The sequence below is a fragment of the Glutamicibacter arilaitensis Re117 genome (genome assembly GCF_000197735.1).
Lineage (GTDB): Bacteria > Actinomycetota > Actinomycetes > Actinomycetales > Micrococcaceae > Glutamicibacter > Glutamicibacter arilaitensis.
The window spans coordinates 1,412,083-1,424,484 of record NC_014550.1 but is presented as its reverse complement, the minus strand read 5'-3'; the positions used below and the strand labels follow the sequence as shown (position 1 = coordinate 1,424,484).

Sequence of the window (12,402 nt, the reverse complement as noted above, 5' to 3'; positions counted from 1 at the left end):
CACAAGTCGCAACCAGCTAGTAAAGTGTGTGGGGTGCGTTTAGTGGTAGCAAAGTGTTCAGTTGATTACGAGGGCCGTCTTCGAGCCCACCTTCCCTTGGCGACCCGTTTGATCATGGTCAAGGCCGACGGTTCGGTTCTCATTCACTCAGATGGCGGCAGCTACAAGCCGCTGAACTGGATGAATCCACCGCTGACCCTGCATGAGGTCGAGCCAGGCGAGGATGCCGCAGCCATGGGCGCCACCGCGACCTGGACTGTGTCCAGCGCGAAGACCGATGACAAGCTGACCATCAACTTCCACAGCTTCGAGCACGACTCGGCCCACATCCTGGGCACCGATCCGGGGCTGATCAAGGATGGCGTGGAAGCTGACCTGCAGCGCCTGCTGGCCGAACAGATCGAGCTGCTGGGCACCGGGCACCAGTTGATCCGCCGCGAATACATGACCGCCATCGGCCCGGTAGACATCTTGGCTCGCGATGCCAAGGGTGCCACCGTGGCCGTGGAGCTCAAGCGCCGCGGCGACATCGATGGCGTGGAACAGCTAACCCGTTACTTGGAACTGCTGAACCGCGATCCCCTGCTCAAGCCAGTGACCGGTGTTTTTGCCGCCCAGCAGATCAAGCCGCAGGCACGTACCTTGGCTGAGGACCGCGGAATCCGTTGCCTGACACTGGACTACGACGCCATGCGCGGCGTGGACGACTCGGCCGGACGCCTCTTCTAAGCTTTCACTTGCTGTCCCTCGCGGCAGCACGACCTTTTGGGATTCTGCGCCGCGTGCCACTCTTGGTTCCGGCTCGTACTACCGTCCCAGCTGCTAATCTGTTCTCCACCAGCCCTTGTGCTTGGTGCGCCAGCGCACCAAGCAACTTCGCCCAGGAGGACAATTGGATCCGCTGACAGCTTCGCTCATGGCCATTGGCAGCGGTTCAGCTGCGGGCCTGCGTCCTTATTTCACGGTTTTGGCCCTGGGTATCGCGGGACTGGCGATTCCAGATACTGCGCCGGAAATGATTTCCTCTGCGGCCAGGCAGATTCCTGAAAGCATCACCAACCCGTGGGTTCTGGGAATCTGTGCGGTGCTTGCGATCGGCGAGGCCGGTGTCGATAAGATTCCGTTCTTGAATTTATCGATGGAATCCATCTCGGTGTGGCTGCGGCCCATTTTCGGTGCCCTCGTAGGCATTGGACTGGGAGCAAATTCTGGCGTGGAAGTTGCCATCCTGACCGGACTGCTCGGGGCCGGCTCCGCACTGTCGGTGAGCTTGGGCAAATCCTCGGTCACTGCAGCGACCAATGTCGTGCCCGAACCGATCACCCAGTGGATCCGCAGCCTCATCGAAGATTTCGGCGCACTGATCCTCGTCTTCGCAGCCGTGCTGCTGCCGGTCTTGGCTGCCGCGCTCGGGTTGGCCGCCGTGCTGATCGGGTTCTTCCTCTACCGCATGTTCCGCAAGGTCTACCGGGCAATGAAGAACAGATTCGGCAGCGTGAAGGAACATCAGGCGGCGGCTCAGGCTGCCCGCCAAGCGCAAGCGCAGGCCGGTGAAAAGAATAGTGCTACCCAGACGCTGCGGCGCTTGGCTGCCGGCGCTGATCCATCCCGGCAGCCACCGTCTGGAACCAGCAGCTAGCCTGAGTCCCAAAGGCGGTACTCAGCACCTATCTGCGGACCGTGCACCTTGGCGTGAACACCGGTTCCGCGCTGTTTCCAAAGGCACGGTGAACCCAACGCGCGCTAACCGCCAAGTCCGCTTAGAGATTATTGGCCCCAGCCGGTGACTGGACGCGTTCTCTCTTCTAAGCTGGGAACATGACTACGACGCGCTACGCCCTTTACGCAACCCTCATCTCCGATGGTCTCAAGGTCACCGATGGCGTGCTCGCCGTGGACGGAGACCGCATTCGTTTTGCCGGCAACCGCGATGACTTCAACGCCCTGGCCGATGCTGATCAGTATCCGGTGCGCGAGGTGGCTCCCGGCTCCATCATTATTCCGGGCCTGATCGACCTACACTGCCATGGTGCACTCGGTGCCGATTTCTCGGCACCAGATCATTCAAGTGCTGCCAAGGCAATCGCCCACCTGCACCGCTCGGGTACTACCACCCTGCTCGCCTCGCTGGTCACCGCCGAGCCGACCGCGATGATCGAAGCAGCAGAGCTGCTGGCCGAATTAGCCGAGGCAGGGCAGATCGCCGGCATCCATGCCGAGGGCCCGTTCCTGTCCGAAGCGCGTTGCGGCGCCCAGGATCCGCGCTATCTGCAGGCCCCGGATCCCGATTTCGTCTCCGAGCTGGTAGCCGCCAGCCGCGGCCAGCTGCGTACCATGACCTATGCTCCCGAGCTGGCCGGCAGCGAGGAGCTCATTGAACAGCTCGTCTCCCAGGGCGTGGTCCCCTCGCTGGGACACACCAACGCCAGCGCCCAGTGCACCGCAGATTCCCTGCGCTTTGCCCGTGAGCAGCTGCGCAGCGCCGGAGTGGATGGATTTACCGAACGTCCCACGGTCACCCACCTGTTCAACGGCATGCCTCCCCTGCACCACCGCGAGCCCGGACCGGTGGCTGCCTGCCTGGAAGAGGCGGTGAACCGCAATGCCTTCGTGGAACTGATCGCAGACGGGGTCCATCTGTCCCCTGACACCGTGCGCTTGGTCTACCGCCTGGTCGGCGCGGAGAACATCTTGCTGGTCAGCGACTCCATGGCCGCTACCGGCTTGGCTGATGGCCAATACACCCTCGGCCCGCAGGAAGTGAACGTGGCCATGGGGCAGGCACGGCTTGCCAGCGACAATTCCCTGGCCGGAGGAACCTGCACGCTGCTTGAGGTTCTCCAGCGTGCTGTGCAGGCCGGCGTCTCACCGGTTCAGGCCGTCACCTCGGCTACTGCCATCCCGGCCTCGCTGATCGGCCTGGCCGATGAGGTAGGGTCGCTGCACTATGGATTCGCCGCCGATGCGCTGGTCCTGGACGCTGACCTGCAGCTGGTCCAGACGATCCGCAAGGGCGAATACCTCTAGGACGCCTAGCCCCGGCGGGCAAGCTCTGCCAGCAGTTCCAGTTCTTGCCCCGGTCCAGGCCAGCACGCCGCTCGCGGTCCAGTGCGCGAGCCCGTTCATCAGCCAGGATATCTGCCAGCAAGTCCGTCATGTCCCGTTCCGGGCCAGCAGCTGACTTGTAGCGCTGATTCCCGCGCTGCAAGAAGCCAAAATCTTCGCGTGGAAGCCACAGCGGCAGGGAACGCTCTCCTGGCCAATAGCTGACTTGGTGATCCTGCAGCCACTGGTCTTCGGCGGCCACCAGCTCGCCGGTAAAACCTGCCACCTGTGCTGCGGTATCCAGCACATCAGCGAGCGGCCGGGGCGTTCCCACGACATTGACCACACCCTGCAGTTCACGCTGTCCTGCATCGATAATCCATGCCGCAACGTCGCGCACGTCGATCACCTGAACATACCTGCCTTGCACCGCCGGGGTGAGCACCTGTGCGGCACCGGCCAGCGCCAGACGCGAAACCCAGTAGGAGAAGCGATCGGTTGGGTCCTTGGGACCGGTAATCAGTCCGGGGCGGGCAATCAGCAACCGCTCGCCCAACACCTGTTCGCTAGTCCGTTCGGCCGCCACCTTGGCCTGGCCGTAGTCGCCCAGATCCCTCGGCTCGTACACGGCCGCGTCCTCGTTGGCAGCGGGCTGCTGCTGGTTCGCATACACCGAGACGGTGGAGACCAGGGTCCAGTGCGCGGCGTGTGCCGACAGGGCAGCTAGTGCTTCTTCGACGAATGCAGGCTCATAGGACAGCTCGATCACCTCGTCCCATTCACTGCGGGATACCGTGTCATAAGCGCCGGGCAATGACCTGTCGGCGCGCACCAGCCTCACCCCGTCCGGTACGGTGCCGGCTACTCCCCTGGCCAACGCGGTGACCTCGTGCCCTGCCTCAACCAATTGCTGTGCCAGCTCAGAGCCGAGCCAGCCGGTACCGCCCAGGATTAGTGTCCGCAACATGGATACAGTCAACTGCCATCGTGGAGGCAAGCCAAGCAGTTTCGCACAGAGCGCACCCCAGGATTGCTGCTCACTGCAGCCGGTGCCAGGGCATGAAAAAACCGCCGTTGCATCTGCAACAGCGGTTTCTCCTATCAAGTTCTAGATCTGCCAGCTTCCGGCAATCGGTCCGGCTTCCAGCCAGGCCGAGAAGCCGGTGTAGTCACGGTAGTCCATGGCCAGCAGCAGCTCTTCTCCGTTCCGGTCCAGCATCACGATGATGAAGCCCGGCGGGATCCGCGAGGCTTCCTCATCGGTCGGCTCGCGCCGTCCGGTGATGTCCAGTCCCCTGCGTTCGATAACGAAGCTGGGGATGGGTGAAACAGAGAAAAACCGCAACAGGTCCAGATGCGCTCCGCCGTAGCGGCCGATGGCCATGATCCATTTGCCGTTAGGCGCAAGGATCGACGCATCGAAGGTGCCCAGCGTGCGCCGCAATTGAATGCGGCGCACGGCCATGGCGCCAAAGAACATGGCGATGCCGATCAAGATCAGCAACGCGATCAGAACTGGTGCGGTTATCTCAAACAATTCATCGCCTACGCTGCGGTACCAAGCACAGCGTTGTCAGCAACGATCACTACGCGATCCGAATCCACGGAGAAGAAACCTCCATCGATCTGGACCGAGAAGCGGGACTCGGAAATCGGTTCGATTTCCAGATCCCCAGCGGCAAGCACGGACAGCATCGGAACGTGACCGGGCAGTACACCGATCTCGCCGTCCACCGAACGAGCCTTGACCAGCTTCGCAGCGCCGGACCACACGAAGTGGTCAGCCGCGACGATTTCGACCTGAAGCTCAGCCATGATTAGCTAGCCTTCTGGATCTCGGCCCACTGGCGCTCGACGTCGTCCAGACCGCCGATGTTGAAGAACGCCTGCTCTGCAATGTGGTCCAATTCGCCATCGCAAATAGCCTTGAAGCCTTCGATGGTGTCCTTGATCGACACGGTCGAGCCCTCGACACCGGTGAACTGCTTTGCGGTGTAGGTGTTCTGCGACAGGAACTGCTGGATACGACGTGCGCGGGCAACGACAATCTTGTCTTCTTCGCCCAGTTCGTCGATACCCAGGATCGCGATGATGTCCTGCAGTTCCTTGTTCTTCTGCAAGATAGCCTTCACGCGGATGGCTACATCGTAGTGATCCTGGCCGATGTACTGCGGATCCAGGATGCGCGAGGTCGAGGTCAGCGGGTCAATCGCCGGGTACAGGCCGCGCGACGCGATTTCACGCGACAGCTCGGTGGTTGCATCCAAGTGGGCGAAGGTTGCTGCTGGAGCCGGGTCGGTGTAGTCATCGGCCGGGACGTAAACAGCCTGCATCGAGGTAATCGAGCGGCCCTTCGTCGAGGTGATGCGTTCCTGCAGCAGACCCATTTCATCGGCCAAGTTCGGCTGGTAACCCACGGCCGAAGGCATGCGGCCCAGAAGGGTCGACACCTCGGAACCTGCCTGGGTGAAGCGGAAGATGTTGTCGATGAACAGCAGCACGTCCTGGTTCTGCACATCGCGGAAGTATTCCGCCATGGTCAGAGCCGACAGTGCAACGCGCAAACGAGTTCCAGGTGGCTCATCCATCTGGCCGAACACCAAGGCGGTGTCCTTCAGAACGTTTGCTTCGTCCATTTCGACCCAGAGGTCGTTGCCTTCACGGGTGCGCTCGCCCACACCGGCGAATACCGAGGTACCACCGAAGTTACGTGCAACACGGGTGATCATTTCCTGGATCAGCACGGTCTTGCCAACGCCAGCGCCGCCGAACAGGCCGATCTTGCCGCCCTTGATGTACGGGGTCAGAAGGTCGATCGACTTGATGCCGGTTTCCAGCATTTCGGTCGAGCCCTCAAGCTCCGAGAACTTAGGTGGCTGGCGGTGGATTGGCCAGCGCTCGGTGACCTGGATCTCCGAGTTGTCAACGTCCAGGGCATCGCCCAGCACGTTGAAGATGTGGCCCTTGACGCCGTCGCCTACTGGGACGGAGATGGCAGCGCCGGTGTCCTGTACTTCGGCACCGCGGACCAGGCCGTCGGTGGCCTGCAGCGATACCGCGCGGACCAGGCCCTCACCGAGGTGCTGGCTGGTCTCGAAGGTGATCTTCTTGGTTTCGCCGTTGAGGGTCAGCTCAGCGGTCAGTGCATTGTAGATAGCAGGCAGTGCGTCGGCTGGGAACTCGACGTCCACGACCGGGCCAGTCACGCGCGCAATGCGACCGATGGCCCCTGCGGTAACCTGCTCGTTGAGTTGGGCAGTCATCTTTCTCACTTCTTGTCTGGTCGGAGTCTTCGTAAATTAGCTGTTCAGCGCGTCTGCGCCGGCGATAATTTCCGAAAGCTCCTGGGTGATTTCAGCCTGACGGGCATTGTTGAGCAATCGGGTGTACTTCTTGATCAGTTCACCAGCGTTGTCGCCTGCGGCCTTCATAGCGCGCTGACGTGCAGCGAGTTCGGAAGCTGCGGACTGCAACTGGCAGTTGAACAGTCGAGAATCGATGTAGCGCGGGAGCAGTGAATCAAGCACTTCTTCCGGCGATGGCTCAAACTCGTACAGTGGCAATAGCTCGTCGGTTGGAGTCTCGGATTCATCCTCGACAACCTCCAACGGCAACAGACGGATGACCGTCGGTTCCTGCGTGACCATCGACTTGAACTGGGTGTAGACGACGTGGATTTCATCCACGCCACCCTGCTCGAAGTCGGTGTCGAAGTCCTCAAGGAGAACGTCGCGCAGCTCGCGTGCGGTTTCGAAACGCGGGGAATCAGTTTCCCCGGTCCAAACTCGTGCGTACTCGCGTGAACGGAAATCAAAGTAAGCCTGGGCCTTGCGGCCGACCAAGTAGGTCTTGACTTCCTTGCCTTCTTCACGCAGGAGTTCCACGAGGTGCTCTGCCTGCTTCAGAACGCTGGCGGAGTAGGACCCGGCAAGTCCTCGGTCCGAAGTCATCACCAAGACCGCGGCGCGGCGAACCTGCGCCGGCTCGGTGGTCAGTGGATGCTCGACATCGGCCTGGGACGCGACGGCGGTTACTGCACGGGTAATCGCATTGGCATACGGCAACGAGGCCGAGACACGCGTACGTGCCTTACCAATGCGGGATGCAGCGATCAGTTCCATCGCCTTGAAGATCTTACGCATCGACTTGGTCGATCCGATCTTCTGGCGGTAGACCCGAATCTGGGCTCCCATGTGTGTCCTTTCCTTATCCCCTACTTCGGGAGGGCGGCGCCGTTACCGGAGCCGCTCCCCCTCGTAAGGAAATTGTCAGCGCTTCTGCTTGACGATCTGTTCCTGGTCAACGGACTCGGAATCGAGAGCGTCGTGCTCTTCGTGTCCGGCGGCGACAAGCTTGTCGTCACCTTCGCCGAAGAAGCCGGCCTTGAAGTCCGCAACAGCGGTCTTCATGGCTTCCAGAGTCTCGTTCTCCAGCTTGCCGGTCTGGCCGATCACGGTCAGCACGTCGGTGCGGTGGCGCAGGTAGTCGATGAACTCGCCCTCGAAGCGGCGTACATCCTCAACCGGGACATCGTCCAGGTAACCGTTGGTGCCGGCCCAGATCGAAACGACCTGGTCTTCGACTGGGTATGGGGTGTACTGGCCCTGCTTGAGCAGTTCCATCAGACGTGCACCACGGGTCAGCTGCTGCTTGGAAGCAGCATCCAGGTCCGAAGCGAACATCGCGAATGCCTGCATGTCGCGGTACTGAGCCAATTCAAGCTTCAAAGTACCGGAGACCTTCTTCATGGCCTTGACCTGAGCCGAGCCACCAACGCGGGATACGGAGATACCCACGTCGACTGCTGGACGCTGGTTGGCGTTGAACAGGTCCGACTGCAAGAAGATCTGGCCGTCGGTGATCGAGATGACGTTGGTCGGGATGAACGCGCCCACGTCGTTGGCCTTGGTTTCGATGATTGGCAGACCAGTCATCGAACCTGCACCCAACTCGTCCGACAGCTTGGCGCAACGCTCAAGCAGGCGGGAGTGCAGGTAGAAGACGTCACCTGGGTAAGCTTCGCGTCCTGGCGGACGGCGCAGCAGCAGGGACACGGCACGGTAGGCTTCAGCCTGCTTCGACAGATCATCAAAGACGATCAGAACGTGCTTGCCACCGTACATCCAGTGCTGGCCGATGGCCGAGCCTGCGTATGGTGCCAAGTACTTGAAGCCTGCTGGGTCAGATGCGGGGGAAGCCACGATGGTGGTGTATTCCAGTGCACCCTGCTCTTCGAGGGTCTGGCGTACGGCAGCGATGGTCGATGCCTTCTGGCCAATTGCCACGTAGACGCAGCGAACCTGCTTGGTCTGGTCGCCGGATTCCCAGTTGGCGCGCTGGTTCAGAATGGTGTCAACCGCGATAGCGGTCTTACCGGTCTGGCGGTCACCAATGATCAGCTGACGCTGGCCACGGCCGATCGGGATCATGGCGTCGATAGCCTTCAGACCGGTCTGCATTGGCTCGTGCACGCTCTTGCGCTGGGTAACGCCTGGTGCCTGAAGCTCCAGGGCGCGGCGGCCCTCGGAAGCGATTGGGCCCAGGTTGTCCAGTGGCTCGCCCAATGGGTCAACCACGCGGCCGAGGTAGCCGTCGCCAACTGGAACCGAAAGGATCTCGCCGGTGCGCTCGACCTTCTGGCCAGCTTCGATGCCGGTGAAGTCACCAAGCACAACGACACCGATTTCGCGGGTATCGAGGTTCTGGGCAAGGCCCAGGGTGCCATCTTCGAACTTCAGCAACTCGTTTGCCATGACGGAAGGAAGGCCTTCCACTCTGGCGATGCCGTCGCTCGCGGCGACGACGCGTCCCACCTCGGTGCGCTCTGCCTTACCCGGTTCGTAGGAAGATGCGAACTCGTTTAGGGCATTACGGACGTCGTTGGCATTGATGGTCAAATCGGCCATCTGCAGTCCCTGCTCTCCTAAATTGTGATCCGGTTCTAAAACACCGAATCGAATGTGAATGAAGTCTGTTGTGGTCCTGGCAGCCAGGAACACCAGGTAAAGGATTGCTCCTTCGCCTAATGAGTCCTAGCTGGCCAAGGCGCGGCGCAAATCTGCCACGCGCGATGCCACGGAAGCGTCGACAACTTCGTCGCCAACCTTGACTACCAGTCCACCGACCAGCGATGGGTCGATAGTGGCGTTGAGCTTGAGCTGACGACCGTAAAGCTTGTTCAGGCTGGTCTCCAGGCGCGAAAGCTGAGTCGCCGAAAGCTCTACAGAGCTGGTCACCGAAGCGATCCAGCGCTGCTGGCGCTTGGCCACGAGCTCCACGAAGCGTTCAAGCAAAGCTGCTGGCTTCAAACCACGAGGGTTCGAAACTGCCTGCGAGATCAATACCTGAGAGGTCTGCGACGCGTTAGGCACGAGCTTCAGCGCGAGAGCGCGCTTTGCCTCGACTGGGGCCTGTGCATCATCCAACGCACGCTGCAGTTCGTGGTTGCCACGAACTACCTCGATGAAGGAGAACAGATCCTGCTCCAGCTTGTTCAGCCCCGAAGCGCCGTCCTGCTGCTCAGCCACTGCGGTAACCGCAGTGACAGCCAGCGTTTCGAGCGCATCGCTAATGTCGCGTTCCGAGCTCCAACGGGTAGAAGCCAGCTGGGCAACGGTGTCCTCAGCGTCAGCCGAGACCTTTCCGTGCAGCAGCTGGGCCAAGAGGCCTGCCTTTTCGGCAGCATCACGGGCTGGGTCAGTCAATGCGCGGCGAAGACCGGCATTTGCATCCAGTACTTCCAGGACCGCGAACAGTTCCTTAGGCAGCTCAATAGATGCCAGTGCCAGCTTGGGTTCCAGGAACGCCAAAGCCTTTGCTAGTGACTCGCTCGATACACTTGCCATTAGTTCGATGCACCTGCGTTCTGCTGAGCTTCCAAATCGGTCAGGAACTTGTCAACCACGCGCTGGGCACGGGCATCGTCCTGCAGAGCTTCGTCAACAACCTTGCTTGCAAGCTCGGTAGCCAATGCGCCCACGTCGGTGCGGAGCGAAGCCAGAGCCGAAACGCGCTCTGCTTCGATCTGACGGTGCGACTGCTCGGTGATACGAGCTGCCTCATCGGTTGCCTTGGTCTTCAGATCTGCGAGGATCTGAGCACCTTCGCTACGAGCTTCCTCACGGATGCGGTTTGCTTCGGTGCGTGCTTCCAGAAGCTGGGCCTTGTACTGAGCCAAGGTCTCCTCTGCTTCCTTCTGCGCTGCTTCAGCCTTCTCCAGGCCACCTTCGATCGCGGTGACGCGATCTTCATAGGACTGCTCGAACTTCGGAGCAATTACCTTGATGACGATGAACAGAAGGACCGCGAAACCAACACCCGTGACGAGAATTTCCCACGGGTTCGGCAACAGCGGGTTGACCGATTCGCTCGCAGCGAGGATGAAATCAGTGCTGTTCATTCTCACTATTCCTTATCTACTAGTTTCCGCTTGTGTGTACGCCTCGCGATAGTGGCGAGGCCACTACAGTTGCGAAAAGACTAGGCGCCGATGACGAAAGCGAAGACCAGGCCCAGGATGGCCAGTGCTTCAGCAAGTGCGAAGCCAAGCATGGCGATTGGCTGCAGGATGCGCTGAGCCTCAGGCTGACGTGCAACACCGTTGATGTAGGCAGCGAAGATCAAGCCAACGCCGATAGCCGAACCGATAGCAGCCAGGCCGTAGCCGATCATATTCAGGGAGCCGTGCAACATGTGATTATGTTCCTTTCAAGATACCGCGCTTTTGCCGGTAGGTTGTGAGGTATTCCTTGAGCGACTCAAGGAAGATCTTTGTGGGTTGGAAGAAAAGAAGAGTTGGCCTAGTGGGCGTCGGCTTCAATTGCACCCTGGAGGTAGATCGCGGTCAGCAGGGCGAAAACAAACGCCTGCAGAACCATGATCAGAAGTTCCAGGAAGTACATAGCGACCGAGCCAACGATGACCAGGATGCCAAGGCCGTTCATTGCCAAGGAATCCTGAACAACGATCAGGTGACGAGCGCCGGCAGCTGCCAGCATCACGATCATGTGACCGGCCAGCATCGTTGCCATCAAACGCAGCGAGTGCGTCAGCGGGCGAACGATGAAGTTAGAAATGATTTCCAACGGAATCATCAGTGGCATGATCCAGCCCGGAACACCGGACGGAACGACGGCCAACTTGAAGTAGCGAATACCGTGGTTCTTAAGGCCTACAGCAATCCAGGTGCCGTAGATGATGATAGCCATCGCGTATGCAGAACCAGCGTGTGAGAACGATGGAAGCTGCAGGAACGGAATCGCGCCGAAAAGGTTGTTCAGCAGTACGAAGAAGAAGGTCGCGAACAGCAGAGGAATCCAAGGACGGAAGTTCTTCTCGCCGATGATGTCGCGGCCAATTCCGTTACGTACAAACGCGTAACCGGACTCAGCGATGTACTGCATCTTGCCTGGAACCAACTTCGGGTTCTTAATGGCCTTAGTGAAGAACCAAGTGATAAGCACGATCGACAAAACGATCATGAGCATCTGCTTGCCGAAACCGGTTCCGTACTCAGCCATCCACGGGAAAATATCCGGGAGGTGGGTATCGGACACGGATGGCGGGACGAAGCCGCCTTCTTCTGAGGCCATTGGGAGCGCAAACGCGAACAACGCGCTGTCCTCTCTGCAGTAACGGTCACGGGCAAAAGGCGGTGACTGGCGGTAACTGCCTCTCACCGTGTGAAGAAAAGATCAAACGGGGATCCCATCATGGTTTCAGCCGGAGGCATCAACCCTGATGAAGGTCCATCTGCGGGTTACCCCGCGGATGCATATTGCATATTCCGCCCGCAGTTAAGCGGACGGCCAAAAATGACCCGAAGTAAGCTTATCAAACTCACAGCACCCCACCGACCCAATTGTCGGATGGAACACTCTATTCCTCGTTGTAGATAGCGAGGCGAGCCTTCATGAAAGCCCGTACCTCACCAACCTGCCAGGCAACGAGAGAGATTGCTGCTGCAAGAACGAATCCCTGGCGATTAACCCATCCGGGCAATCCCAGGTTCAACAACACGAAGGCAATGCCAAAAACCTTGATGACAAAGACACCCAAGAACGCAGGCATGGCCCACGAGTGGCGAATTCGCCCAGCAGCTTCGGCGATGAGGATACCGATTGCGAAAAAGCCAATGACAATTCCGGCAGCCAGCGCACCAGAAAGCGCGTAGCGAAGATCTGCAACCAGCCATGAAATCAGGAAAAATATGGCGGTAGCGATCGCCGAATACACCAGTGACAACCCAAGAATCGGCAACCAGATGGATTTCGGAGCTGACGAAGCACTGACGCGGGCAGAACCAGAATTCACGTCCGCAACCTTTCTTCGTCAACACCGAGGTACCATCGTGCACCC

At 59.8% G+C, this 12,402-nt stretch carries 13 protein-coding genes and 1 pseudogene; 3 read left to right on the top strand and 11 right to left on the bottom strand.

All coding sequences use genetic code 11. The annotated features are described in order from the left end of the window. Positions 1-33 precede the first annotated feature (33 nt). The 3 genes from nucS to nagA all read left to right on the top strand — a co-directional run bounded on the left by nucS (position 34) and on the right by nagA (position 3,027). Positions 34-729 (top strand): endonuclease NucS, encoded by a 696-nt coding sequence (gene nucS, locus AARI_RS07005; RefSeq protein ID WP_013348632.1) that lies wholly within the window; start codon positions 34-36, stop codon positions 727-729. Positions 730-892: 163 nt separating this feature from the next. Then, positions 893-1,639, top strand: a complete 747-nt coding sequence (locus tag AARI_RS07000; RefSeq protein ID WP_013348631.1) for a DUF4126 domain-containing protein — start codon at positions 893-895, stop codon at positions 1,637-1,639. A 179-nt stretch (positions 1,640-1,818) separates the two neighbouring features. Further along, complete coding sequence (gene nagA, locus AARI_RS06995; protein WP_013348630.1) at positions 1,819-3,027, top strand: N-acetylglucosamine-6-phosphate deacetylase; 1,209 nt, start codon at positions 1,819-1,821, stop codon at positions 3,025-3,027. Positions 3,028-3,463: 436 nt separating this feature from the next. On the opposite strand, the pseudogene AARI_RS20050 reads toward nagA, so the two are convergent. From AARI_RS20050 to AARI_RS06945, 11 genes and pseudogenes are all read right to left on the bottom strand, one after another. After that, positions 3,464-4,012, bottom strand: a pseudogene (locus tag AARI_RS20050) (NAD-dependent epimerase/dehydratase family protein); the annotation flags it as partial. 141 nt (positions 4,013-4,153) lie between these two features. Next, positions 4,154-4,582: a DUF2550 domain-containing protein gene (locus AARI_RS06990; protein WP_013348628.1), complete on the bottom strand. Its 429-nt coding sequence runs from the start codon at positions 4,580-4,582 to the stop codon at positions 4,154-4,156. A gap of 8 nt (positions 4,583-4,590) precedes the next feature. Beyond that, a complete protein-coding gene (locus AARI_RS06985; protein WP_013348627.1) occupies positions 4,591-4,860 on the bottom strand; it encodes a F0F1 ATP synthase subunit epsilon in 270 nt (89 codons plus the stop codon). A 2-nt stretch (positions 4,861-4,862) separates the two neighbouring features. Beyond that, positions 4,863-6,308: a F0F1 ATP synthase subunit beta gene (atpD, locus tag AARI_RS06980; RefSeq protein ID WP_013348626.1), complete on the bottom strand. Its 1,446-nt coding sequence runs from the start codon at positions 6,306-6,308 to the stop codon at positions 4,863-4,865. 36 nt (positions 6,309-6,344) lie between these two features. Continuing rightward, positions 6,345-7,238: a F0F1 ATP synthase subunit gamma gene (locus AARI_RS06975; protein WP_013348625.1), complete on the bottom strand. Its 894-nt coding sequence runs from the start codon at positions 7,236-7,238 to the stop codon at positions 6,345-6,347. Between the two features lie 75 nt (positions 7,239-7,313). Then, positions 7,314-8,951, bottom strand: coding sequence for a F0F1 ATP synthase subunit alpha (gene atpA / locus AARI_RS06970; protein WP_013348624.1), 1,638 nt, complete (start codon positions 8,949-8,951; stop codon positions 7,314-7,316). A 126-nt stretch (positions 8,952-9,077) separates the two neighbouring features. Beyond that, positions 9,078-9,890 carry a F0F1 ATP synthase subunit delta gene (locus tag AARI_RS06965; RefSeq protein ID WP_013348623.1) on the bottom strand — a complete coding sequence of 271 codons (813 nt, stop codon included), beginning with the start codon at positions 9,888-9,890 and terminating at the stop codon, positions 9,078-9,080. Continuing rightward, positions 9,890-10,444 (bottom strand): F0F1 ATP synthase subunit B, encoded by a 555-nt coding sequence (locus AARI_RS06960; protein WP_013348622.1) that lies wholly within the window; start codon positions 10,442-10,444, stop codon positions 9,890-9,892. Before AARI_RS06960 ends, AARI_RS06965 begins: the two co-directional genes overlap by 1 nt. Positions 10,445-10,524: 80 nt before the next feature. Continuing rightward, on the bottom strand, positions 10,525-10,737 hold the full coding sequence (locus AARI_RS06955) for an ATP synthase subunit C (protein WP_013348621.1): 213 nt from the start codon (positions 10,735-10,737) through the stop codon (positions 10,525-10,527). A gap of 107 nt (positions 10,738-10,844) precedes the next feature. Next, positions 10,845-11,636 carry a F0F1 ATP synthase subunit A gene (gene atpB / locus AARI_RS06950; protein ID WP_081461112.1) on the bottom strand — a complete coding sequence of 264 codons (792 nt, stop codon included), beginning with the start codon at positions 11,634-11,636 and terminating at the stop codon, positions 10,845-10,847. A gap of 286 nt (positions 11,637-11,922) precedes the next feature. Further along, complete coding sequence (locus AARI_RS06945) at positions 11,923-12,357, bottom strand: hypothetical protein (RefSeq protein ID WP_013348619.1); 435 nt, start codon at positions 12,355-12,357, stop codon at positions 11,923-11,925. Positions 12,358-12,402: the final 45 nt, after the last annotated feature.